Here is a 23,943-nt window from a genome sequence, read left to right on the forward strand (position 1 = left end):
GGCCTCCTTGTCGTCTCTTCGGTGATGGTCAGTCGGTGGAGCGCAGGACGAGGGCGGAGTTGAAGCCGCCGTGACCCCGCGCCAGGACGAGCGCCGTGGACACGGGGGTGTGCCGCGGCGCGGTGACCAGGTCGAGGCCGTAGCCGGGGGCGGGCGTGACGTTCGCCGTCGGCGGGATCACCCCGTCCCGCATGGCCAGCAGGGCGGTCGCCACGTCCAGCGGGGCCGCGCCCGAACCGAGCCGCCCCGTCATGGTCTTGGGCGCGGTGACGGGGACCGCCCGGTGCCCGAAGACCGCGGTGATCGCGTCCGCCTCGGTCCGGTCGAGCTCGGGGATGCCGGCCGCGTCGGCGAAGACGACGTCGATCTGGCCGGGCGACAGGCCCGCGTCGTCCAGCGCGATCTCGACGGCCTTGCGCAGCGCGGGCTCGCGCCCGCTGCCCGGACGCGGGTCGAACGTGGATCCGTAGCCGCTGATCTCGCCGTAGATCCGGGCGGCACCGCGCCGGCGGGCGGCGTCGGCGTCCTCGAGGATCAGCAGGGCTCCGCCCTCGCCGGGCACGTATCCGCTCGCGTCGGCGTCGAAGGGGAGGTAGGCCCGGTCCGGGTGTTCCTCGCGGCTCAGCTTCCCGGTGGTGAGCTGGGCCGCCCACCCCCAGGGGCAGATGGCGGCGTCGACCCCGCCGGACAGGATCAGATCGCTGCCCTTGCGGACCAGACGGCGGGCGTGCGCGAGGGCGTCCAGGCCGCCCGCCTGGTCGGAGACCACCACGCCGCTGGGGCCGCGCAGACCGTTGCGGATGGAGATCTGGCCGGTGTTGACGGCGTAGAACCAGGCGAAGGACTGGTAGGCGCTGACGTACTGGCTGCCCTTGCTCCACAGGTTCTGCAACTGGTCCTGGCCGAACTCGAAGCCGCCGCAGGTGCTGGCGGTCATCACGCCCATGCCGAGGGTGTCCGCCTCGCGCGGGCTCACCTCGGCGTCGGACAGGGCGTGGTCGGCGCCCACCAGGGCCAGCTGGGTCATCCGGTCGGTCTGCGGGACGAGCCGGCTGGGCAGATGGTCCTCGACCGTGAACCCGTCGATCTGCCCGGCCAGTTTGGACGGGTAGCTCTCCGGATCGAACCGCGTGATGCGACCGATGCCGCTCCTGGACGCCCGGGTGGCGTCCCAGTAGTCCTCCACGCCGCAGCCGTTGGGGGACATGATGCCGATACCGGTCACCACCACCTGGGAACTCATGCCGCAGTCTTCCTGTCCGGTCGGGCGAGGACCATCGCGCTCTGGAAGCCGCCGAAACCGCTGCCGACGGTCAGCACCGTGTCTGTGCGCCAGTCGCGTGCGGTCAACGGCACGTAGTCGAGGTCGCATTCGGGGTCGGGATCGTGCAGGTTCGCCGTCGGGGGCACCACGTTGTTCTCCATCGCCAGGACACAGGCGGCGATCTCGATCGAGCCGATCGCGCCCAGCGAGTGGCCCACCATCGACTTGATCGAGCTCATGGGGACGCGGCGGGCGTGCTCGCCGAGGCTGCGCTTGACGGCGCTCGTCTCGTGCCGGTCGTTCTGCTTGGTCCCCGAACCGTGCGCGTTGACGTAGTCGACCGCGCCCGGATCGATCCGCGCCTCGTCCAGCGCCGAACGGATGGCCTCGGCCATCTCCTTGCCGTCGGGACGCAGGCCCGTCATGTGGAAGGCGTTGCAGCGCGAGGCGTATCCGGCGACCTCGGCGTACACATGGGCACCGCGCCGCAGCGCGGCCTCCCGCTCCTCCAGGACGAACATCGCCGCGCCCTCGCCCAGCACGAACCCGTTGCGGGTGCGGTCGAAGGGCCGCGAGGCGTGCTCGGGATCGTCGTTGCGCGGCGTGGTCGCCTTGATCGCGTCGAAACACGCCATGGTGATCGGCGAGATCGGGGCGTCCGCGGCACCGGTGATCATCACCTCGGCCGAGCCGTCGCGGATCAGTTCGGCCGCGTAGCCGACCGCGTCGATGCCCGAGGTGCAGCCCGTGGACACCACCGTCGAGGGCCCCTCCGCGCCGACCGCCCAGGCGACCTCCGCGGCGAACGAACTCGGCACGAAGTAGTTGTACAGATGCGGGACGGCGTAGGTGTGGTCGACGAGATCGAGCCGGCCGCCGTCACTGACGACCCGGTACTCCTCGTCGAGCCCCATCGTCGCGCCCACGGCACTGCCGACGGCCACCCCGATGCGGTGCGGCGCGAAGCCCTGCAGGTCCAGCCCGCTGTCCCCGAGCGCCTCACGGGCCGTCACCAGGGCGAACTGCGAGGCCCGGTCGGTGCGCCGGATCTCCTGCGGACCGAGCCCGTGCTCGAAGGGATCGAAGTCGATCTCGGCCGCGACCCGGGACCGGAACGGCGACGGGTCGAAGAACGTGATCCCCCGGGTCGCGGTGCGGCCCTCGCTCAGCAGACTCCAGAAGTTCTTGGCCCCGATCCCGCCCGGCGCCGCCACCCCGATCCCGGTGACGACCACCCGCCGGCCGCTCACGCCGACTCCCAGGTGTAGAAGCGGCGCGCCATGGCGTCCGCGGGGGAGCGCCAGGTGGCCGGGTCGTAGGCGTCGATGAACGGCTTGAGGTCCTGGCTGATCCGCACGAACCGAGGATCGGCCTTCGCCTGCTCGATCAGCTCCCCGCCGTTGTCGTCGTCGAAGTCCTGAAGATGGAAGTACAGACCGTTGAACATGAAGAGCTGACGTCGCCGGGTCCCCATGCGATGCGGCATGTCGGTCTCGTCGAAAGCGCCGAAAAGCCGAGCCACATCGGCACTCGAACGAGAATCCATCTTGGCCACTATCAGATTGCTGTGCACTCGACCGCCTCCTCGAGGATGTGCTGCGCCTACAAGTACTTGACCAGTGCCGTCCATTCGGCGAGCTCCTCCTCCGACAAAGGCGGCAGGCAAGGCTGTTCAGTGAAAGGGAGCCCGGGATTCGCCCAACCGGGCGGCGGATACATGGCATTCCACGCGAACCCCATCCACATCAGGCCCTCGCCGAGGCTCTTCCCTATGGATCTCATGGCGGACCTGCGCCTCGCCCGCATCTCAATCTCCACTTCGCCGGGAAACCGTCTGCTGCCACCTTGGGTGGCCCTCCTCAAGAGGAAACCGGCAACGCGTCGAATGCCGCTGGAAGGAATGTGAAGTTCCGCTCGCGCCGTTCTCGAGCGGAACCCGAGAAAACGGCCGGCCGTATTTCGCACCGGCCCGGACAGAGCAAGGGGACGGCTCCCCGCAGGAGCCGCCCCCTCTTCCGCCGCCGCGGACCGGCACAGCCGGAACGAACAACCCGGCCGCCGTACGGGCTTTCCGCCCACCCCGACTGCCGTGCGCCCGGCTGTCGTACGAGACTGCCGCACACCTCGACTGCCGTACGCCCGGACCTCGCGGGACCGACGCACACCTCAACTGCCGTGCGCCCGGCTGTCGTACGAGCCCGACGCCCGTCCCAACCGCCGTGCGTCCGACTGCCGTACGGTGCTGCCGCCCACCCCAACTGCCGTGCACTCGGCCGTCGTGCGACACCGCCGCACACCCAACTGCCCTACGCCCGGCCGTCGTACGGGGCCACCGCACCCGGCGGCGACAGCTGGCCGGGTGCACCGCCCGGCGCCCCCGGGCAGGCCGGCACGATGCACCCTCACCCCACCCGAGAAGCGTCAACTCACCTGACCGACAACACCGTTGCCCGGCCGTGCGGCGCGGGCGGACCGCCCAGCGCGTCCAGCCGCCGCAGGTCCAGCGGCGAGGGACGGCGGTCCAGCCGGGCCGCGAGCAGCCCCGCCGCCCGCTCGTACGCACCCCCCGAGACCAGGGCGTACAGCAGGGTCTCCTCCACCACCTCGTGCTGGGCCCTGCTGGCACCCACCCGGGCGACCAGCGGCAGCAACGGCCCCAGCCGCAGCACCGCTTGGGGCCAGTTGCGGCGGACCACGTCCGTCAGCGCGTCGCACAACGGCGCGATCACCAGCGCGAACACCTCCCGGCCGTCCGCCAGCGCGTGCGCCCGCAGCCGCCCCAGCCCCTCGAGATCACCGGCCGCCGCCCAGGCCAGCGCGGCGTGCAGGGCGGCGAACCCCGTCGCGGGCGCCTCCAGCCAGTCCCGGGGTGCCGCCTCCAGCAGCTCCCCGAGCGGCAGCCGGCCGCTCCAGCTGCCCGTCATCCGCGCCCGCCACAGCAACGAGGCCGAGTCGACCAGCAGCCGCCCCCCGCTGACCTGCGAGGCCACCAGCTCCCGGTCGTAGCGGCGCAGCAGCGCCGAACGGTCCTCCAGGGTCAGTTCGTGCAGCGCGGCATGCCAGGACAGATGGGAACGGTGGCCCGCCCCGGCCCCGTGCCGGCCCATCCACTCCTCCAGCCAGGCCAGACCGGCACGGTGCTCACCGGTCTCGTAGAAGACGTGCGCCCGGGCATGGACGGCGTGGCCGGCCGCGGGATGCGCGGCCAGCGCCCGCACGGCCAGCGCGTCGGCCTCCTGCCAGCGCTCCTGCTCCTGGCGGACGAATGCCAGCTGCCCCAGATACCACCAGTCCTGCCCGTAGACGCCGGACAGCCCCTCGATCAGCGCCCAGGCCTCCTCGGCGCCGGTGACACCGTTGAAGGAGACGGTCGGCACCGCCGCGCTCACCGCCAGCGCGTCGCGCGGATGGGCGGCGATATGACCCAGCAGCGCCGCCTTGCCCTGCTCCTCGGTGCCGCGCAGCCGGGCGTCCACCGCCGCCACCAGGCTGCGCTCGCGATCGTCCGCCCGGCGGGACGCGGCACGGTGGGCGGCCGCGAGCGCCGCGGGCACGTCCACAGCGCCCCCGCACTCGTGGCCGAGCAGCGCCAGCGTCGCATGACCGACGGCGAACCCCGGATCGGCGTCGACCGCCTCGCCCAGCAGTGCCGCCGCGCCGGAGCGGCCCGCCAGAATCCGTTCCAGCGCCTGCCCGTACAGTCCTGCCGCCTCGGCACCCGTGCTCAGCCGCAGGCCGTAGCGGTCCCGCGGCCCGGACACCCGGCGCCCGGCGAGCGCCGTGAGCACCCGGTCGGCGACCTGTGCGGCCTGCGCGCGGATCTCCGGGATCGCGGTGCTCTCCAGCAGGTTCCCGCGCCGCGCGGCCCCGATCGTCCACAGCCGCAGCGCCGGGGCGCCGTCCGCCGGCAGCAGCCGCCCGTCGCCCGAGGTGTCGAATCCCAGGCCGGCGGGGCCGGTGCGGGCGTGGCCGCGGTCCAGCAGGCAGCGCACCAGCGGATCGCCCGTGCGCCGCAGGTCGGTCTGTGCCCCGGTGCAGTTGACGACGGCGCCGACCCGCAGCGTCCGGCCGTCGCTCAGCCGCACCACCACCACGCCGTGGTGGGGCACCGCGTAGACCACCTCCGCGGCGCCGGTGAGCAGCCGGCCCGAGGCCCGCAGCGCGCGGATCGTGGCCGCCGTCCTGGGCGCGATGCGGTGGCGGTGAACCTCCCAGGCCCGCAGGTCCTCGGTGAGGAACCGCTTCCGGTCGGCCGCCGACAACTGCTGCCACAGCGTGGCCGTGACCGCGCGCAGCCCGTCCATGCCGGGCCGCCAGTCGCCGCAGGCCCGCCGGGTCGCGGCCAGGTGCCGGCGTACGTCGCGGCGCAGCGTGTCCAGCCCGTGCGAGCCGTCCAGGCGCGGCGGCTTCGCGGGCGGGGCGGGGTCGGCCAGATGTTCCTGGGGGACCAGTCCGTGCCGGGACACCGCGTGCACCACCCGGTCCGGCCGGGCCAGCGTGAGGGCCACGTCGGCCATGGTCAGACCCGTGCCGACCAGCAGTACGTCGCCCGCCCGGTCCAGGGCGTCCAGCGCGCCCGGCGCCCAGGGATCGGCGACGAAGTGCCCCGACGCCCGCAGTTCGGTGCCGGCCCAGTCCTGGCCCGGCAGGAAATTGCCCAGCGCGAGCACCGCCGCGTCCACCCGCAGCTCGTCCCCGTTCGAGAGCCGCAGCGCCGTCCCGGCGCCCTGCTCGCGGGCGGCGACGACCCGTTCGCGCACCCGGTGCAGGCGCCCGCGCCGGCATTCCCGGACGCTCTGTTCGAGGACCTCGGCCAGATACCGCCCGTACTCCTGGCGGGGCACGAACTCACCCGCGGCGGCGTGCGGGTCGCGGCCGGTGAGCCAGCGCAGGAAGTGCCCGGGGTCGTCGGGGAAGGCGCTCATCTTGCCGGCCGGCACATTCAGCAGATGACGCGGATCACCGGTTCCGTAGGCGACACCGGGGCCGGCCGCCTCGGCCGGGTCGACCAGCCATATCTCGACCGCCCGACCGGCTCTCTCGGCCTGGCGCAGCAGCTGAACCACCGTCAGCGTCCCTGCCGCACCGGCTCCCACGACGGCGATGCGGCGCGTGGCGGAACTCCAGCTCATTGATCTCACTCCCTGATGGGTTCGGCTTCAGCGGGCATCGGACCCCGTCCCCTTTTGTCGTGGCCCCTCGCCGGCGCCGGCGCCGGCGCCGGCGGTCGCGAAGGCCTCGCCCGCCATGCCGGCGGTGAGGGTCGTGCCGTCGGCCGGGTCGATCAGCAGGAACGAGCCGGTGCGGCGGTTGGCGGTGTACGCGTCCAGGGCCAGCGGCTCGGCGGTGCGCAGCACCACTCGGCCGATGTCGTTGACCTTCAAGGACGGCACGCCGTGGCGCTGTTGCAGTGTGTCGGTGTCGATCCGGTACGAGAGGTCCTCGACCACCGCGCGGACCGTGCGGGTGGTGTGCTTGAGCAGCACCCTGGCGCCGGCGCGCAGCTCACGTTCGCTGAGGTGGCAGACGTACGCCCCCACGTCCCGGGTGAGCCGCGGGGCCGCGTCCCGGGCCGCGATCAGGTCGCCGCGTGCGACGTCGAGGTCCTCGGCCAGGCGCACGGTCACCGACTGGGGCGCCCAGGCGATCTCCCGCTGTTCGCCGAGCACGTCGATGCCCGCGACGGTGCCGGCGCGCCCGGACGGCAGCACCGTCACCCGGTCCCCGACCCGCAGCACTCCGGACGCCAGCTGGCCCGCGTAGCCGCGGTAGTCGCGATGCTCGCCGCGCTGGGGGCGGATGACGTACTGGACGGGGAAGCGGGCCGGGTCCCGGTCCGGGGCGCTGCCGACCGGGACGCTCTCCAGGTGTTCCAGCAGGGTCGGCCCGCCGTACCAGGGCATCCGGGCGGAGGGCCGGACCACGTTGTCCCCGGCCAGCGCGGAGACCGGGATCACCACGACGCGTCCGATGCCCAGGCCGGCCGCGTAGGAGGTGAACTCCGCGGCGATGGCGGCGAAGACGGACTCCTCGTAGGAGACGAGGTCCATCTTGTTCACGGCCAGCACCACGTGCGGGACACGCAGCAGCGCGGCGACGGCCGCGTGGCGGCGGGTCTGCTCCACCACCCCGTGGCGGGCGTCGACCAGGACGACGGCGAGCTCGGCGGTGGAGGCGCCGGTGACCATGTTGCGGGTGTACTGCACATGCCCGGGGGTGTCGGCGAGGACGAACCGGCGCCGGGCGGTGGCGAAGTAGCGGTAGGCGACGTCGATGGTGATGCCCTGCTCGCGCTCGGCGCGCAGGCCGTCGGTCAGGAGCGCCAGATCGGGCGCGTCCTGCCCGCGGTGCGCCGAGACGCGCTCGACGGCCGCCAATTGGTCGGCGAGCACCGACTTGGAGTCGTGCAGCAGCCGGCCCACCAGCGTGGACTTGCCGTCGTCGACGGATCCGGCGGTGGCGAAGCGCAGCAGCGAGGTGGCGGCGGCCCGGGAAGCGGTGGTCATGGCTAGAAGTACCCCTCGCGCTTGCGGTCCTCCATGGCGGCCTCGGACATCCGGTCGTCGGCGCGGGTCGCACCGCGTTCGGTCAGCGGGCTGGCGGCGATCTCGGCGATGATGTCCGCGTTCGTGGCGGCGTCGGAGTCGACGGCGCCGGTGCAGGACATGTCGCCGACCGTGCGGTAGCGCACCAGCCGCCACTGGGAGCGTTCGTGTTCCCTCGGGCCGCCCCAGTCGCCGGCGGCCAGCCACATGCCGCCCCGGTCGAACACCTGGCGCTTGTGGGCGTAGTAGATGTCCGGCAGGGCGATGTCCTCGCGCTCGATGTACTGCCACACATCCAGCTCGGTCCAGTTGGACAGCGGGAAGACCCGCACATGCTCGCCGGGCGCGTGCCGGCCGTTGTACAGCGACCACAGCTCGGGGCGCTGGCGGCGCGGGTCCCAGGCGCCGAACTCGTCGCGCACCGAGAAGACGCGTTCCTTGGCGCGGGCCTTCTCCTCGTCCCGGCGGCCCCCGCCGAACACCGCGTCGAAGCGGTGCGCGTCGATGGCGTCCAGCAGCGGCACCGTCTGCAGCGGGTTGCGGGTGCCGTCCGGGCGCTCGCGCAGCCGGCCGTCGTCGATGAAGTCCTGGACGCGGGCGACGTGCAGGCGCAGGCCGTGCGCCGCGACCACGCGGTCGCGGTGCTCGATGACCTCGGGAAAGTTGTGCCCGGTGTCGACATGCAGCAGCACGAAGGGAACCGGTGCCGGCCAGAAGGCCTTCAGCGCCAGGTGCAGCATGACGATGGAGTCCTTGCCGCCGGAGAACAGGATCACCGGCCGCTCGAACTCACCGGCCACCTCCCTCAGGACATGCACCGCCTCCGCCTCCAGCATGTCCAGATGCGACAGCGCGAAGGCGTCCTCGGGCACCTCGACCACGGGCTGGTTCGCGGGCATCACGCAAGACCCCTCTCGGCCAGGAAGGCATGCAGCTCGGCGGCGGACTCGGCCACCGACCGGTGCCGTGTCTGAATACGCAACTCCGGGTCCGCCGGCGCCTCGTACGGGTCGTCCACGCCGGTCAGTCCCGAGATCTCTCCCGCGGCCTGCCGCGCGTACAGGCCCTTCACGTCCCGCTCGCTGCACAGCCCGAGGGGCGTGGCGACATGGACCTCCAGGAACTCGGTGTCACCGGCGGCGTGCTGCTGTCGTACGGCGGCACGCGAGGCGGCGTACGGCGCGATGACCGGTGCCAGCACCAGCACGCCGTGCCGGGCCAGCTTCTGTGCCACGAACCCGATCCGCGTCACGTTCGTGTGCCGGTCCTGACGGCCGAACCCCAGCCCCCGGGACAGGTGGGCGCGGACCTCGTCACCGTCGAGCACCTCGACCCTGCGCCCGTCGGCACGCAGGCGTTCGGCCAGCGCACGGGCCAGGGTGGTCTTGCCCGCGCTGGGCAGCCCGGTCAGCCACACCGTGGCACCGCGCTCACAAGGGCCGTCCGCGGACAGGGCCACCGCGGTGACCTCGGCGGCCGGGGCGTCAGCTGTGCTCACGTGATGCTCTCCCGAAAGTGAGATGGGAACACGAACGACGAACGGTCGACGACGGATGCCGGGCCCGTCAGGAGGTGGCGAACTCGGCCAGGGCGCGGCCCAGTACGTCCATGTCGATCCGGTGCCAGGAACCGGGCAGTTCGAGTCCCCGGCCCTCGGGCAGGGCCTCCGCGGTCGCCTGCGCCGCGGCCCGCAGCCACTCGCTGGTGTGGTCGCTGTTGAGGACCAGGGCCGGCGTCCGGTACCCGGCCAGCCGCTCCGCCGGGACGCTGTGGTCGCCGCAGATCGCGGTGTCGTAGACGAGGGTGTGGGCGTTCGCCTCGTTCACCGCCCAGATCGGGCCCCGGCGCCACTCCGCGACGGTGTCGGGCGTGAGCCCCAGGAAGCTGCCGAGGAAGTACTCCACGGCCTCCTCGCGCCGGTCCTCCTCCAGGAGCACCCGCAGCGTCTTGGTGATGTTCCACGGCGGCCTGGGGAAGGGTCCGACACGGAAGAACGGCTCGTGCAGCGCCAGCCTCGTGATCGGCACGCCGCCCAGGGCCGCCTCGAGCGCGAGGTTGGCGCCCGTGGACCCGGCGAACACCGCGGCAGAGCCGCCGGCTTCCTGGATCACCGCCTCCAGGTCCTCGACCTCCCGCTGGACGGCGTACGCGGGGGAGTCACCGCTCTGCCCGCGCCCGCGCCGGTCGTAGACATAGGTGGTGCAGTGCGGCGCCAGCTCGGGAACGAGCGCGTCGAAGATCGTGTGATCACGGAACGCGCCGTTGAGCAGCACGATCGGCGGCCCCTCACCGGTCTTCTCGTAAGCGATCGTCGTGCCGTCCCGGGAAACGACCTTGCGCATCACGCACTCCTCACGCCGAACGGAGGTGCTCTCACCTCACCGCATGTCGAGATTTTCGAGCGGCGTGGTGGACCACCGGTCGAGGACCGGTCGCGGGATCCATGAACCCCAGGACAGCCGGACGGCCAGGACGGTGGTGCGCAGGGCGCCGGTCCGGCTGCGGGCGTCGGGCGGCGCTGCGCGGGTTGCAGCATCCACGCTCAGGGACCCTTATGGGTTTGACGCAATGATTACGTCATTATATTGTTCGGTGATGCTCTTCCCTACGCCGGATCTCACCGAGACGGATCGCCAGGTCCTCGACCAGATCGACCAGATGCGCGAGACGTTGAGGCACAGCGTGCGGACCTCGTCGACGAAGTGGACGGCCGGCCTGCGGAAGTTCCTGACCGCGGATGCTGTGGCCGCCTCGAATTCCATCGAGGGCTTCAAGGTGGCAACCGTCGACGTCGAGGACCTCATGGAAGGCGAGAGCGAGGTCGACATCTCGGAGGAGAACCGGGAGGAGACCCTTGCCTACCAGCGGATGATGACGTACATCCAAACCCTCCACGACGCCGAGGACTTCTCCTACAGCAAGGGCATGCTCAACGGCCTGCACTGGATGCTGCAGGGGCACCGGCACAGCGCTCGCCGCCCGGCGGGCCAGTGGCGCAAGGGCCCCGTCTACGTCACCGACGCCCGCGACCCCAGCATCGCCGCCTACACCGCCCCCGATGCCCAACTCGTTCCCGACCTGATGCAGGAACTCGTCGACTGGCTCAACGAGAACGACGATACGCACGCCCTGGTGCGGGCCGCGATGGCCCACCTGCACCTGGTCTCCATCCACCCCTGGGCCGACGGCAACGGCCGTATGTCCCGCTCCCTGCAAACCCTCATGATTGCCCGGGAGTCGGTCCTCGCGCCCGAGTTCTCCTCCATCGAAAGCTGGCTCGGACGCCCGGGCAACACCTGGGAGTACTACCGCGAACTCAATGACCGCGGCAGCCACTACCAGCCCGATCAGGACGTCGCCGGCTGGATCCGCTTCAACCTCACCGCCTACCACCAGCAGGCCCAGACGGTCCAGGGCCGACTAGCCCGCTCAGGCCGTGTCTGGAACGCCCTCGCCGACTTCGCCGACAGCAACGGCCTGGACGAACGCACCATCACAGCACTTCATGACGTCGCCATGGCCGGACGCGTGCGCCGCGCCCGCTACCAGCATGCCGAAGTGCTCAGCCTCCAGCAGGCTCAACGCGACCTGCGCGAGCTCACAACCGCCGACATTCTCCAGCCCGTCGGCCGCACCCGGGCCCGCTATTACACAGCGGGCCGGCAGTTCCCCCAGGACGCCATCGACATTGCCCAGACCCCGATGACCCTGACGCACCCCTACCGTCGCTGACGAGGCCGGGCCAGGCACGCTCCGCGGACCGGACCGCCGTGAACGCCGCCGGAGGACACCTCGGCGTTTGACGTCGAAGTGAGCCGAGCCGACCGCGCGCCACGGACGAGATCACGCGGAACGGGAGAGCTGTTCGCGCACCCATTCATGACCGGGATTGACATACGGACGGCCCGCCACGACGACGGTCGGCACGGTCTCGTTGCCGTCGTTGGCCGCTCGCACCACTGCCGCCCCGGCCGGGTCGCGCCAGATGTCGACCCAGTGCAACCGGCGGGCGTCACCGCCCAGCCGGATGCGCAGCCGCAGACAGTACGTGCAGCCCGGCCGCCAGAACACGACCGGCCGGCCGTCGACGGCGCTGCGGCGCTCCGCCTCCAGCGCACCGACCGAACGCGGGAAGATCAGAGGCGAGTTCACCCCTGCGAGCAGCACGAACACCAGCAGGAGTGCCACGGCTGTGCCGGGTTCCCCCTTGAGGGCCGATGCCGTGGCAACGGCCGAGCCGAACAGCACAAACAGCATCGGCAGGATCCAGGCGCGCATCACGATGACGCAGGCTACCGATGAGCCGACAACGGTCCTGCCCCGAGGCACGGCACACCCGAGACGAGACAGTCCGTTCGCCCACCACCTCTGCTAACCCGGGCCCGCGTCCGCCGCGGGAGGAGCGCGAGCGGCGGACGCCGGCCCCGGCCGGTCGTGCCGGGGAGGAGGACCGGGGCGCCGTGGTCCCCGCTGCCCCGGCGGGCAGGGTGCGAGCCCTTGCCAGGAGACCCGTACTGGGCTGTTCGCGTGCATGGACGCGCCACGCGGTGCGGGCGCTGCGGGCAGGCCTGCGGGGGCTGCTAGCTTCATGATCGATCCGCCGGTGGCCGCCCGGCTCGTGGGTGAGCCCGAACGTCAGGGCGTGCGTGGGGAGGGTGCGGTGACGGACAGGAGAAGTTCCCCCGAGGGGCCGGCAGTTGCCCCTTTGAGGCGTCGCACTCTCCTGGCCTCGGCCGCGCTGGCGGTCGGCACCCCCGTCGCGACGGCCGCCGCCGCTTCTGCCCCGCAGCGGCCGGAACCCGGACGGCTTCCCCCGCCGCAGAGCGGGACCGCGGTACGTCTGGTCGCCGTTCCGCACCAGCACCGCGACGTCGACTGGCTCAGGGCGGCCCTTCAGGCCGCTGTGGAGATCGAGATCGCCACCATCCCGCCGTATCTGTGCGGCTGGTGGTCCGTCAAGGACCGCAAGAGCGACGTCGCCCGGGTGATCCAGCGCATCGTCTTCGACGAGATGTACCACCTCGGAGTGGTCTGCAATCTGCTCGTGGCCCTGGACGGGCGGCCGCGCATCAAAGAGGGGGCACCCGTCTATCCCGGCCCGCTGCCGGGCGGGGTGCACCCCGGGGCCCGCGTGTACCTGTCGGGCCTGACCCCGGCGCTCGTGCACGACGTGATGATGGCCATCGAGGCCCCCGCGGCACCGGTCACCGGCAGCGTGGACGACCCGCTCAGCATCGGCGTCTTCTACGAGGAAGTACTCAAGACGTTCCGGACCGTCGGACCCGAACTGTCGACCCGCCGGCAGCTGAACGAGCGCATCGGCGGAGACCTTCTCGAGCCGGTCGCCACCCTCGACGACATCGAGCACGCGATCGAGATCGTCCGCGAGCAGGGCGAAGGCACCTCCAGCTCTCCCGCCGACGCTCCGGGCGATGACCATGTGGCGCACTACTACGCCTTCGCCGAGATCTACTACGGCCGCCGGCTGCGCGAGACCGAGGAGGGCTGGCAGTTCACCGGAGCTCCCGTGCCCTTCCCCGACGCACGGCCCATGGCCAGGGTCCCGGCGGGCGGCTGGGACCAGCCTCCCCCCGAGGCCCAGCGGCTCCTGAGCGCCTTCGACAGCACCTACACCGCCGTGCTGGAAGCACTCGATGCGGCGTGGGCCGACGGCGGCCCCGACAGCCTGAACACGGCCGTGCGCACCATGCGCCGACTGGAGAGCCCCGCTGTGGAGCTGATGGAGATCCCGATCTCCGGAACCCTGGAGACGTACGGCCCGCAGTTCCGCCCGAGCTGAACACAGGCCACTGCCCGCGGGCTTCCTGCCCCCCGGCACCGCCGCGGAGAGGACCGGCGATGCTCATCGACGGCCAGTGGTACGAGTTCCGCGGGATGCCGGGATGCCGGGATGCCGGGATGCCGGGGTGCCCTGTGCCGGCAGCCTTACCGCGCCGCCCGGCCCGTCGCGCAACTCCTCCCGGAACGTGCCGCGTCAGGCGGCACCGCCAGGTGGGCCGGAGATAGCGAGCAGCGCGGCGCGCGCGGCACCGCACAGCGCGTCGTCCTCGGGAACGGAGCGCCAGGTTCCGTGCCGGACGGGCCGCTCGTCGGTGTCGAGGAACGCCCTCAGGACGGGCCCCGCGGGGGCGGCGTCCGCGCCCATGTCGGCCAGCAGCTTCACCGTTTCGACGACCGCCGGATAGGCGCCGCCCCGTTCGGCGAACGGGGTGATCGCCCGGACGAGGACCGGGACGACCTCGTCGGCCCGGCCGGTGATCCGCCACAGCGCCTCGCCGACGCGCAGCGGCAGCCAGCCCGTCTGGTGCTGGGGCAGGAGCTCGCGCAGCCGTGCGGCGTACGGGGCGCCCGCCCGCCCCAGTTCCCCCAGCAGCACCGCGGCACTCTCGCGGCCGTACAGCTCGCCGAGCTGCGGAAGCAGCAGATCGAGTGCGGGCCCGCGGTCGCCGGTCAACCGCCCGTAGGCGAGCGCCAGGCAGCGCGGCGCGAACGACTGGCCCGCGGGCGGGTTGCCGAGCAGGGCGCGCAGCCGTTCCCGGGGCACCGCCTCGGCCGCGGCCGGCCCGATCGCGGCGAGGGCGTCCAGCGCCCACACCGCGGCGTCGGTGTCCAGCAGGCCGAGCAGGTCCGGGATCGCGGGGGTGGCCGCCGTACCCCATGACTCCAGCAGCTGGCACAGAGCACGGCGTTCGTCGAGGGTGGAGGCGGCGGCGAGCCGGGCGCGCACCGGGGGCAGCAGCACGTCGGCGTGGGCGCCGAGTCCTCCGGCGACCTCGTTCAGGCTCAGCTCGTACGTCCACCAGCCGTCGGCGTGGGACGCGTGGTGGGCGAACCCGGTCCGCGCCTCCCTCAGACGCCGCGCCAACGGGGCTACGCACCGCACGTCACCGAGCCGCGACAGGGCCCAGAGCGCTTGCGACCGGGCGGGCAGATACGCCTCGCCCTCGCCCTCGTCGTCCCTCACCATGGCCGCCAGCGCGTCCGCCCAGGGGAGAGCGGCGTGCCCGCACATGCCCAGGACCCGGGCGGCGAAGAGCCTGTTGTCGGGCTCGGGGTCGGACAGCGAACGGGCCACCGCCGGCAGCAGCTCCGCGACGGCCGAGCGCCGGGCGCTGAGCTCCTGGGCGGCCACCTGCAGCGCGCCCGCCCGCACGGCGGGGTCCCGGTGCCCGAGCAGCCTGCGGGTCGCGTCGGCCCGGCCCGCCCGGTCCGCTCCCAGCAGGCCGACGGCCCAGACGACCGTCGCCTTGACCGCCCCGCCGTCCGGCCGCCACGTCGCCGGTTCACTGCCGGACAGCACCTCGGACACCGTCCGCGGGTACGCGGCATCGTCCTGCCCCGGCAGCGCGCGCCGCAGAGCCTGTACGGCGACGAGGCGTACGGCAGGGTCGGCCGCGTCCATGAGGTGTCGCAGCCAGCCCAGGGACGCGCCCCGCTGTTCACCGGCGTGAGCGGTCAAGGAGCCGACGGAGTCGATGAGTTGGAGCCGCGTCCGCGGATCGGGTTCCACGCCCCACCGGTCCCGCAGGGCAGCGATCGCCTCGTCGGCCCGGCGGTGGGCCTCGGCGAGGGCGTCGGCGACGGCGATGCGGTTCACCGCCACCGGGTCGTCGAGCAGCGGCAGCAGGTCCGGCACCGCCAGGTCCCACGCGGCGGCCCAGCCGGGGGTCACGAAGCGGGGTTGGGCGGTGTTCCCTGCGCCGGCCAGGGACCCGACGAGGTAAAGGAGTTCGCCGCGGACGTCCGCGGCGATGGCCGGGTCCGCGGCGGCCGCGACGACGTAGGGGAGAGCGGCCGGAGCCGAGGAGTAGACCCCGCCGCCCTGATGGTGGACGTGGGTCAGCAGATCATCGGCAGCGGCGGCGGCCTTCTGCGGCCGGTACAGATCCCGCAGCATGCCGGGCACGTCCCCGGCCGCCCCGTAGGCATGCCTGAGCGCCGGCCAGTCCACGGCGTCGAGCCGCGCGAGAGCATCGCTCACCGGTGGCTCACCCCGACCCGCCCCGCGACCACGAAGAGGACAGGAGAGCCACCGTCGCGGACGACCGGCCCCTGGTGACCCACGCCGTTCCACAGCCCGCTCCGGACCCGCCCGTTGTCCTCACCGCCCAGACATGCGAAAGCGGCGGCCAGCCCGCCGGAACGTCTCACGATCATGACACCGGATCCTTTCAGGCCCGGACCCCCACAACCATTCTCCCCGGCACCCGCACCGCCCCGGCACCGAAGCCGTCCGGCCCGCACCGGCTGAGTACGATCACCCACGCCGGTCTGAGTACACGAGCGGTTGCCCGCCGCGCACGCCGTCGGAAGGGTGGAACCCATGCGCCGACTGCTGCTGCTCGCCCCGCTGTTGCTGTTCACCGCCGGCTGCGGAGTGGTGCAGTCCTCCAACGACGAGGCGACGGACGCCGCACGGGAGGTGGCCCGGAACGCGGGCGAGCGGCTCTACGGCCAGCGGCCGCGCACGGCGGAGGAGGTCGGGCGCTCCGCCTCCAACATCGACGGGGTGGAGGTACTGCGGCTGACGGGTACCTCGACACACGACGGAGACGGCATCGATGTGGTCGTCCGCACATCCGGCTCGGCGTACAGCAGAGGGCTCGACCCTCAGGAGGTCGTCGTACAGCGCTGCTTCGCGGTGCGGGTGTCACCCAAGTCGCAGTGGAGTGAGGATCCCCGCGACGTGGACTGCCCGGACGGCCCTCCACTGACCTTCGCCCCGCCACCCGAACCGCCCCGGCTGCCCTACGAGGAGCTCCGCACGAAACTTCCCCGGGTGCCGCAGGGCGGCCGGGCGGACGAGGCCGAGGTACGCCGTAGCCTCGCCGCCCTGGATCTGGATCCGGCGATCCGTACCGAGGTGAAGGCGGACGGCGGCCGGGTCGGCGTTCTCCTGTCGGTGAAGGGCAACGGCTTCGACGCGCAGGACTGCCTTCTTGCCCGCGTGGGCCCCGGCGCCACCGAGGTGTGGGTGCCGCCCCGGATCCAGCGGATGCCCGGAGAGGGCGGCTGCACCGTCGGCAACGCCCTGGACCCGAAACCGTCACCGCACTGACGGGATGCCTGACTCACTCGGGCCACGGGCCCGCGGGAGCCAGGCACCCCGTTCAGGATCGGCAGCCGGGGTGAAGCGGCGCGACCACCGCGAAGCGCGCCGGGTCGCACCAGGGCGATCCGTACCGGCTGTGGGACAGCACCACCACACCCCAGCCAAACCTCAGGCCGGCCACCCCGATCAATCGCGGGTCAGCCCGCCGGCCGCGGAACATGTTCACCGCCTGCGCCCCACCACCCCCGCGATGTCACATCCGGCGGGGCTGTCTCGTCCCAGATCTCGGAGAGGGACTTCAACAGCAGGAGGGTGATGGTCATGCGGGTGTTCGTGGCGGGCGGGACCGGGGTCCTGGGGCGGCGGCTGGTGCCGCAGCTCGTGGCGCGCGGCCACCAGGTGACGGCCACGACGACGAGCGCGGCCAAGCTCGGCCTGGTGGAGCGGCTGGGTGCCGGGGCGGTGGTGATGGACGGACTGGACGCGGTGTCCGTCGGTGAAGCGGTGGCGGCAGCCCGGCCGGACGTGATCGTGCACCAGATGACCGGGATCTCCATGGCGCACGCCGGCAAGCCCGACCTGAAGCACTTCGACCGGTGGTCCGTCCCCACCGTCCGGCTGCGCACCGAGGGGACGGACCACCTGCTGGCCGCGGCCGAGGCGACCGGCGTCCCCCACTTCGTCGCGCAGGGCTACGCGAACTGGAACGGCATCCGCGAGGGCGGATGGGTCAAGACCGAGGACGATCCGCTGGACCTGCACGAAGGGACGGCCGCGCACACGGCGATGGCGGCGCTGCGCCACGTCGAGGACACGGTCGGCGCGGCCGGCGGCGCGGTGCTGCGCTACGGCGCGTTCTACGGTCCCGGTGCCAGTGACGACCAGCTCGTGCTGGTGCGCAAGCGGCAGTTCCCGCTGGTCGGGGACGGCACCGGCTACGCCTCCTGGATCCATCTCGACGACGCGGCGAGCGCCACCGTCCTGGCCGTCGAGCAGAAGGCGAGAGGAGTGTTCAACATCGTCGACGACGAGCCGGCCCCGGAGAGCGAGTGGCTGCCCCATCTGGCGGCGTGCGCGGGGGCGAAGCGGCCGATGCGGGTCCCGGTCTGGCTGGCCCGGCTGCTGGCCGGGCCGGTGGTGGTGACGATGATGACCGAAGGCCGCGGCTTCTCCAACGCCAAGGCCAAACGGGAGCTCGGCTGGCAGCCGCGCTATCCGTCGTGGCGGCAGGGCTTCCAGGAGGCGCTGGCGTGACCCGCACCGAGGAGTTCGAAGAGCTGCGGCCGCTGCTGTTCTCCATCGCCTACCGGATCCTGGGCAGCGTGAGCGAGGCCGAGGACGCCGTCCAGGAGACCTGGCTGCGCTACGAGCTGTCCGCGACCCGGCCCGCGTCGGTGAGGGCGTTCCTGTCGGCCGTGGTCACCCGGGTCTCGATCGACGTCCTGCGCTCGGCCCGCCTGCGACGCGAGGAGTACGTCGGGCCGTGGTTCCCCGAGCCACTGCTCACCGACCCCTACGAGGACCCGCAACAGTCGGCGGAACTGGCCGACTCGCTGTCGATGGCGTCCCTGCTGCTGCTGGAACGGCTCTCCCCGCTGGAGCGGGCGGTGTTCGTGCTGCGGGAGGTGTTCGCCTTCGGCTTCGCGGACATCGCCTCGGCGGTGGGCAGGTCGCAGGCGGCATGCCGCCAGCTCGCCGTGCGGGCGCGTCGCCACATGGACGCGGGCCGGCCCCGGTTCGAGGCCGACCGCAAGGAACGGGAGGAACTCGCGGAGCGGTTCTTCGACGCCGTCCGCGAAGGCAACGTCGAGGGCCTGCGGAAACTGCTCGCCGCCGACGTGTCGATGCTCGGCGACGGCGGCGGCAAGGCCCCGCAGTGGGCCAGGGGATTCACCGGCGCCGACGCCGTGTCCCAGGTGCTCGCCACCCTCTTCCCGCCGTTCGTCCGGATCGGCGGCATCGTGGAACCGCACCAGGTGAACGGTCAGCCGGGCGCGATCTTCCGCGACCGGGACGGCAAGGTCCTCAACACCTGGACCCTCGACATCCTCGACGGGCGGATCCAGACGATCCGCACAGTCAGCAACCCCGACAAGCTCGCACACGTGGGCCCCGTGGCGGACGCCTGGGCGGTCCTGCGCGAGACACAGCAGTTCCTTGCGGACGCGGACTGACCCGAAGCGCTCACCGCACTCCAGACCTGCTGCGCCGGGCGCCGTCGGTCCCCGGGGGCCCGGCGCAGAGACAGGTACCCACCGCATCGCGGACAGCCAGGTATTTCGACACGGCGGCCCCGGACCGCTCGGGGAAGCACCACGGACGGCAACGGCTTGCCGCGCCCCACCAGAGACCAGGCAGCGACAGACCCAGCGCACCACAACCAGAACCAGAAATAGAACCAGAACCAGAACCAGAACCAGAAATAGAACCAGAACCAGAACCAGAAATAGAACCAGGCCCAGGACCAGCACAGGAGAATCGGACATGACCAGGATCGGCATCATCATCGGCAGTACCCGCCCCGGCCGCCACGGCGACCGGGTGGCCTCATGGGTGCGGGACCTGGCGGCCGAACACGCCGGTGGCGCCGCGGAGTTCGAGCTCGTGGACTTGAAGGACTACGCGCTGCCGCTGCTCGACGAGCCCGTGCCCGCGGCCATGGCGCCCGGCCGGCAGCCGCACACCCGGCGCTGGGCCGAGCGGATCGGCCCGCTGGACGCCTTCATCGTCGTCACCCCCGAATACAACACCGCCCCGCCCGCCGCCCTGACCAATGCCATCGACTACCTCTACGAGGAATGGGGCGGCAAGCCCGTCGGCTACGTCGGCTACGGCATCTTCGGCGCGGTCATGGCGGTGCAGAAACTGCGCGCGCAGGCGGGCCCGCTGCGCATGGCGGACATCGGACCTCAGGTGGCACTCTCGCTGCGCGAGGACTTCGTGGCCTTCACGGACTTCCGGCCGCAGGACCTGCACGTGGCGCAGGTCCAGGAACTGGTCGACGAACTGCTGGCATGGGCGAAGGCGCTCGGCCCGCTGCGCGCAGCTTCCCGGGCCGCTGCCTGAACGGGAGCGGTCTACCGGAGCCGGGGACGCCGTGGTCAGCGAGGCCCGGGTTCTGCTCCCAGGAAGATGTACCGATACAATCCGTAGTACCGTGTGTATCGGTAGATCCGGACCGCAGCGGAGGAGCCCGACATGCCAGCAGCAGGGGAGGCTGAACGCGCCCCGAACGTTGCCAGGGCTGTGTGGGAAGCTGCCGGCGCACGGGCCAAGTCTGAGGGCCTGCCCCTTATTTGGGTCATGAGCCGCGCTCTCGCCGAGTACGCCGCCGGGACACTGCCTCTGCCCCGTAGCCTTACCAGCACCAAGGCGGGCAACCGTCGCGGCCGCAGTGTGTTCGCGACAGATGAGGTGTGGTCCGGCGCCGACGAGCGACGTGTGAAGGATGCGGTCCGCTCGATGTCCGCGCTCTGCGAGATCTTGTTGGACGCCTACGCTCGCGGCGACATTCATCCCTACGCCCGCATGGTCACCACCGCCCAGCGTGAGGTCCTGGCCGCGTCACAATCGACTGAGGGCGACGCCTCCTTGGGCACGCTGCCTGCGTCCGTAGCTGCCTGACACGCCCGGCCATCGCGAAGGAGAGCCTGCATAGTGAGCACTTCCACCGTCGGGATGCGGGGATCGGTTCCTCCTATGCCTGATCGCACTCCCAAGGCGCTGCGCGCGGCCATCGCACAGCACACGCCCAAGCTTCTGCCCGACTTCGACCGCAACTGGCGCGAGAAGATCGCCGACGCCTACGACCTCGCCCCCGTCCCCGCTTTCATGGCCCGCTGGTGGGCAGAATTCGCCCTCGCCCGAGACCCCCGGCTGGAGGCCGAGGTCCACCGCCTGGAAGACGAGGCATCCCAGGCCACGGACAACGCCCACGCCAAGAGTCTCGTGGAAGAGGCCGGGCGGCTGCGCCGCGAGGCGAGCAAGGCGGAACCCGGCCAGTGACAGACGGATTCATGGGTCCTCCCTGGCAAGCTGACTGGACCAAGGAAGCCGAAGACAACAGAAATGCCCTCCCCGCAGCGGCCCGCGCTCTGGTTGACGCTGCTCGTGCCGAGCTTGTCATTGCGAAGGACCCGTACTTCCGGGGCGTCGACACGGCCGCAGACCTTCCTGTCGGCATGAGCGTCGAGCCCGTCCAGTCCACCCGCCCCGGGGGAGCCCACGTCGTGTACTTCGACCACGGCCGAGGATGGCTGCGGTATGTCTTCACGCCCCGCACGGCCGACCCGCAGATCGTCATCGACGAGTGCGTCTGGCAGTAGGTCGGAGCACCTGGCTCTGCCCACGAGAACGGGTGGCTCAAGTTCTGTGATCGGCAACTTTGGGCTGTTCGGCGAGAGAACTAACAGGGGGTCTTCCTGAGGCCCGAGGCGGCATGAATGCGGCTGATGCTCTGTCGCCACTTCGGTCATCGGGGTGTCTCATCCCAGCCTTGGCGTCCTGGCCGACCAGTCGCCCCAAGCGGAGCTGCGGCTGGGTCAGGTGGTGAGGGTCCTCGGAGCGCGGTTCAGGTGGTGGGTCGCCAGGCGGCTTCGGCGGTCTGGATGTCGGGGTGGCAGGGGAAGACCTGGTCCAGGCCGACCATGCGGAAGATCCGGCTGATGTGGTCGGGGACCGCGGCCAGGGCGACGCCCGCGTCGGTCGCCAGGGCGTGGTTGCGGGCCGCGATCAGGACGGTGATGCCGGTGGAGTCGCAGAAGGTGAGGCCGCCGAGGTCCAGGACGAGTTGCCGGCCCGGTTGCAGGCCGAGGCCGGCCAGTGTGGTGCGGACCTGGTCGGCGGTGTGGAAGTCCAGTTCTCCGGCGAGTTCGATGACCACTCCTGTGGGGGTGGTGCGGCTGTGGAGGGTCAGGTGCTGTGTCACTGCCGCTCTTCCCTGGGGGGTCGGGGCACGTGGATGGCCAGGACGGCGGTGTCGTCGTCCACGCCGGTGCCGAAGGTGTCGAGCAGGTCGCGGATCGCGTCGATGGTGTCCGAGGCGGTGGTGGGCGCCAGACCGCGGGCGAAGTCGAGGAGGGCGTCGTCGCCGTATCGGTCGGCGCCGGCGTTGATGTGGGCTTCGGTGAGCCCGTCGGTGTGCAGCAGCAGGGTGTCGCCGGGGGCCAGGTGGACGGTGGTGGTGGCGATGTGGGCGTCGGGCAGGACGCCGATGAGCTGTCCGCCGGGGGTGTGCAGATAGTCGGCGGTGCCGTCGGCGCGCATCAGCAGTGCGGGGGGATGACCGCCGCTGGCCAGGGTGATGTGGAATCCGCCCCGCTCGTGGTCGGGGGTGAGCAGGCCGAAGACGACGGTGCAGAAACGGGGGTCGGTTCCGTTGTACTCGTGGTTGAGGACCGTGTTGAGGTTGTCCAGGACGGCCGCCGGGTCGGGGTCGTAGACGGCGGCGGCGCGCAGCGTGTAGCGGACCAGGGAGGTGACGGCCGCGGCGGCGGCGCCCTTGCCGCAAACGTCGCCCAGGAACAGTCCCCAGGTACCGGCGGCCAGGGGGAACAGGTCGTAGAAGTCGCCGCCGACCTGGTCGACGGAGGCGATGTGGTAGTGCGCGGAGACCTCCAGTCCGGGCACGTTCGCCAGCGCCGGCGGGAGCAGCGTCTTCTGCAGGGTGGTGGCCAGCCGCTGAAGGCGCTCGCGCTCCAGTTCGGCCTCCTTGCGGGCGCGCAGCAGCTCGGTCTCGTAGGCGCGGCGGTCGCGGGCGTCGAAGAGGGTGGTGCGGATCAGCAGCGGCTGCCCGTCGTCGCCCGTTTTCACGGTCGAGGTGACCAGGACCGGGATACGGGAGCCGTCTGCGGCCTTGAGCTCCAGGGCGATGCCGCTGATCTCCCCCTGCATCCGCAGCAGTGGCGCGAAGTGGGTCTCGTGGTAGATCCGGCCTCCGACGGTGAGCAGGTCGGAGAAGTGCTTGCGGCCCAGAAGGTCGTCGCGCCGGTAGCCGAGCCAGTTCAGCAGGGTCGTGTTGACCTTCGCGATCCGGCCGTCCAGCAACGTGGACAGGTAGCCGCAGGGCGCGTGCTCGTACAGGTCCTCGGCGCTGTCCTCCAGCAGTGCCGAGAACTGCGCCTGCTCGTCCGCCGTCCCGCCCGTCCCGCCCGGCCCGTCGGGTCTGTCCGCGCCGCCTTCGCCGTGGCTGTCGGTCTCGCACATCAAGCGGCGGCCCCCGCGAACGCGGCGATCGCCGCGGCGGTCTCCTCGGGGGCGGCGAGCTGCGGGCAGTGCCCGGTGGCGTTCAGCGTGATCAGGCGGCTTCCCGGGATCTGCGCGTGGACGAACGCACCCACCTCCGGTGGGGCGATCGCGTCGCTGGAGCACTGGGCCACCAGGGTGGGCACCTCCACCGCCGCGAGGTCGGCGCGGTTGTCCGACAGGAACGTCACCCGGGCGAAGACGCGGGCGATGGCCGGATCGGTGCGGCAGAAGCTGTTGGTCAGCTCCTCGCCCAGTTCCGGCCGTTCCGGGTTGCCCATGATGACCGGTGCCATCGCACCCGACCAGCCCAGGTAGTTCGCTTCCAGCGACTCGAGCAGTTCCTCGATGTCCTCGGCGCTGAATCCGCCCCGGTACCCGGTGTCCGGGTCGTCGACGAAGCACGGTGAGGGCGCCAGGAGCACCAGGCCGGCGAACGCCTCGGGGTCCCGGGCGGCGGCCAGTACTCCCATCATCGCGCTCACCGAATGGCCCACGAACGTCACGGGACCGAGTGCCAGTTCCCGGCACAGCTCCAGCACGTCGTCCACGTAGCCGTCCAGGGTCGCGTACCGCTCCCGGCTCCACGCGGACAGATCCGACCTCCCCGCTCCGACATGGTCGAAGAGGACGACGGTGAAGTCGCGCTCCAGGGCCGGCACCACCAGCCGCCACATGTTCTGGTCGCACCCGAAACCGTGCGCCAGCATCACCACCGGAGCACCGGCCCGCCCGGTCACCGTCACGTGGTTCCTGCGCCGCACATCCATGCGACTCATCCTCGCAGACCCGCCCGACAGGGTTCTTCAGCGTCCTGG

24 protein-coding genes are annotated in these 23,943 nt (G+C 71.9%); 9 read left to right on the top strand and 15 right to left on the bottom strand.

What is annotated here, in order from left to right; genetic code table 11:
• Positions 1 to 28 precede the first annotated feature (28 nt).
• From OG788_RS45390 to OG788_RS45430, 9 genes are all read right to left on the bottom strand, one after another.
• A complete protein-coding gene (locus OG788_RS45390) occupies positions 29 to 1,243 on the bottom strand; it encodes a ketosynthase chain-length factor (protein ID WP_406368616.1) in 1,215 nt (404 codons plus the stop codon).
• Positions 1,240 to 2,514 (bottom strand): beta-ketoacyl-[acyl-carrier-protein] synthase family protein, encoded by a 1,275-nt coding sequence (locus tag OG788_RS45395; RefSeq protein WP_351544568.1) that lies wholly within the window; start codon positions 2,512 to 2,514, stop codon positions 1,240 to 1,242. Before OG788_RS45395 ends, OG788_RS45390 begins: the two co-directional genes overlap by 4 nt.
• Positions 2,511 to 2,837, bottom strand: coding sequence for a TcmI family type II polyketide cyclase (locus OG788_RS45400; RefSeq protein WP_266766217.1), 327 nt, complete (start codon positions 2,835 to 2,837; stop codon positions 2,511 to 2,513). Before OG788_RS45400 ends, OG788_RS45395 begins: the two co-directional genes overlap by 4 nt.
• A gap of 853 nt (positions 2,838 to 3,690) precedes the next feature.
• Positions 3,691 to 6,396, bottom strand: a complete 2,706-nt coding sequence (locus OG788_RS45405; protein ID WP_406368614.1) for an FAD/NAD(P)-binding protein — start codon at positions 6,394 to 6,396, stop codon at positions 3,691 to 3,693.
• 27 nt (positions 6,397 to 6,423) lie between these two features.
• Complete coding sequence (locus OG788_RS45410) at positions 6,424 to 7,770, bottom strand: sulfate adenylyltransferase subunit 1 (protein WP_406368613.1); 1,347 nt, start codon at positions 7,768 to 7,770, stop codon at positions 6,424 to 6,426.
• 2 nt (positions 7,771 to 7,772) lie between these two features.
• Positions 7,773 to 8,708 carry a sulfate adenylyltransferase subunit CysD gene (gene cysD, locus OG788_RS45415; RefSeq protein WP_351544588.1) on the bottom strand — a complete coding sequence of 312 codons (936 nt, stop codon included), beginning with the start codon at positions 8,706 to 8,708 and terminating at the stop codon, positions 7,773 to 7,775.
• A complete protein-coding gene (cysC, locus tag OG788_RS45420) occupies positions 8,708 to 9,268 on the bottom strand; it encodes an adenylyl-sulfate kinase (protein ID WP_351544672.1) in 561 nt (186 codons plus the stop codon). Before cysC ends, cysD begins: the two co-directional genes overlap by 1 nt.
• A 106-nt stretch (positions 9,269 to 9,374) precedes the next feature.
• Positions 9,375 to 10,151 (bottom strand): alpha/beta fold hydrolase, encoded by a 777-nt coding sequence (locus OG788_RS45425; protein WP_406368612.1) that lies wholly within the window; start codon positions 10,149 to 10,151, stop codon positions 9,375 to 9,377.
• Positions 10,152 to 10,187: 36 nt separating this feature from the next.
• Complete coding sequence (locus OG788_RS45430) at positions 10,188 to 10,349, bottom strand: hypothetical protein (RefSeq protein ID WP_406368610.1); 162 nt, start codon at positions 10,347 to 10,349, stop codon at positions 10,188 to 10,190.
• Positions 10,350 to 10,404: 55 nt separating this feature from the next.
• Here OG788_RS45430 and OG788_RS45435 point away from each other — a divergent pair, with 55 nt between their 5' ends.
• Positions 10,405 to 11,541: a Fic family protein gene (locus tag OG788_RS45435; RefSeq protein WP_406368609.1), complete on the top strand. Its 1,137-nt coding sequence runs from the start codon at positions 10,405 to 10,407 to the stop codon at positions 11,539 to 11,541.
• Positions 11,542 to 11,652: 111 nt separating this feature from the next.
• Here the strand turns inward: OG788_RS45435 and OG788_RS45440 are convergent, their stop codons facing one another.
• Positions 11,653 to 12,090: a glutaredoxin domain-containing protein gene (locus tag OG788_RS45440; RefSeq protein WP_406368607.1), complete on the bottom strand. Its 438-nt coding sequence runs from the start codon at positions 12,088 to 12,090 to the stop codon at positions 11,653 to 11,655.
• Between the two features lie 424 nt (positions 12,091 to 12,514).
• On the opposite strand from OG788_RS45440, the gene OG788_RS45445 reads away from it, so the two are divergent.
• Positions 12,515 to 13,609 carry a ferritin-like protein gene (locus OG788_RS45445; protein WP_406368606.1) on the top strand — a complete coding sequence of 365 codons (1,095 nt, stop codon included), beginning with the start codon at positions 12,515 to 12,517 and terminating at the stop codon, positions 13,607 to 13,609.
• 195 nt (positions 13,610 to 13,804) lie between these two features.
• On the opposite strand, the gene OG788_RS45450 is transcribed toward OG788_RS45445, so the two are convergent.
• Entirely contained in the window at positions 13,805 to 15,811 is a 2,007-nt protein-coding gene (locus OG788_RS45450; protein WP_406368604.1) for a hypothetical protein, read from the bottom strand.
• Positions 15,808 to 15,987: a hypothetical protein gene (locus tag OG788_RS45455; protein WP_406368602.1), complete on the bottom strand. Its 180-nt coding sequence runs from the start codon at positions 15,985 to 15,987 to the stop codon at positions 15,808 to 15,810. The genes OG788_RS45450 and OG788_RS45455 overlap by 4 nt, the downstream gene beginning before the upstream one ends.
• A gap of 166 nt (positions 15,988 to 16,153) precedes the next feature.
• On the opposite strand from OG788_RS45455, the gene OG788_RS45460 reads away from it, so the two are divergent.
• The 7 genes from OG788_RS45460 (at position 16,154) to OG788_RS45490 (ending at position 21,207) form a co-directional block, all read left to right on the top strand.
• Positions 16,154 to 16,888, top strand: coding sequence for a translation initiation factor IF-2 (locus OG788_RS45460; RefSeq protein ID WP_406368600.1), 735 nt, complete (start codon positions 16,154 to 16,156; stop codon positions 16,886 to 16,888).
• Between the two features lie 309 nt (positions 16,889 to 17,197).
• Entirely contained in the window at positions 17,198 to 18,136 is a 939-nt protein-coding gene (locus tag OG788_RS45465) for an NAD(P)-dependent oxidoreductase (protein WP_351544613.1), read from the top strand.
• Positions 18,133 to 19,056 carry an RNA polymerase sigma-70 factor gene (locus tag OG788_RS45470; protein ID WP_406368599.1) on the top strand — a complete coding sequence of 308 codons (924 nt, stop codon included), beginning with the start codon at positions 18,133 to 18,135 and terminating at the stop codon, positions 19,054 to 19,056. Before OG788_RS45465 ends, OG788_RS45470 begins: the two co-directional genes overlap by 4 nt.
• A 310-nt stretch (positions 19,057 to 19,366) precedes the next feature.
• On the top strand, positions 19,367 to 19,948 hold the full coding sequence (locus OG788_RS45475) for an NADPH-dependent FMN reductase (protein WP_406368597.1): 582 nt from the start codon (positions 19,367 to 19,369) through the stop codon (positions 19,946 to 19,948).
• Between the two features lie 237 nt (positions 19,949 to 20,185).
• Positions 20,186 to 20,506: a hypothetical protein gene (locus OG788_RS45480; protein WP_406368596.1), complete on the top strand. Its 321-nt coding sequence runs from the start codon at positions 20,186 to 20,188 to the stop codon at positions 20,504 to 20,506.
• Positions 20,507 to 20,581: 75 nt separating this feature from the next.
• Complete coding sequence (locus OG788_RS45485) at positions 20,582 to 20,887, top strand: DUF6247 family protein (protein WP_406368595.1); 306 nt, start codon at positions 20,582 to 20,584, stop codon at positions 20,885 to 20,887.
• A 176-nt stretch (positions 20,888 to 21,063) separates the two neighbouring features.
• Entirely contained in the window at positions 21,064 to 21,207 is a 144-nt protein-coding gene (locus tag OG788_RS45490; protein WP_351134917.1) for a hypothetical protein, read from the top strand.
• Between the two features lie 245 nt (positions 21,208 to 21,452).
• Here OG788_RS45490 and OG788_RS45495 read toward each other — a convergent pair whose 3' ends face one another.
• From OG788_RS45495 to OG788_RS45505, 3 genes are read right to left on the bottom strand one after another with little or no spacing between them, the layout of a single operon-like run.
• On the bottom strand, positions 21,453 to 21,809 hold the full coding sequence (locus OG788_RS45495; RefSeq protein ID WP_406368593.1) for an STAS domain-containing protein: 357 nt from the start codon (positions 21,807 to 21,809) through the stop codon (positions 21,453 to 21,455).
• On the bottom strand, positions 21,806 to 23,086 hold the full coding sequence (locus tag OG788_RS45500; RefSeq protein WP_406368592.1) for a PP2C family protein-serine/threonine phosphatase: 1,281 nt from the start codon (positions 23,084 to 23,086) through the stop codon (positions 21,806 to 21,808). Before OG788_RS45500 ends, OG788_RS45495 begins: the two co-directional genes overlap by 4 nt.
• The gene (locus OG788_RS45505) at positions 23,086 to 23,895 is read right to left on the bottom strand and encodes an alpha/beta fold hydrolase (RefSeq protein ID WP_406368591.1); all 810 of its coding nucleotides are present in this window, start codon (positions 23,893 to 23,895) and stop codon (positions 23,086 to 23,088) included. Before OG788_RS45505 ends, OG788_RS45500 begins: the two co-directional genes overlap by 1 nt.
• Between the last annotated feature and the right edge of the window lie 48 nt (positions 23,896 to 23,943).

This window comes from Streptomyces sp. NBC_00647 (genome assembly GCF_045207245.1).
GTDB lineage: Bacteria > Actinomycetota > Actinomycetes > Streptomycetales > Streptomycetaceae > Streptomyces.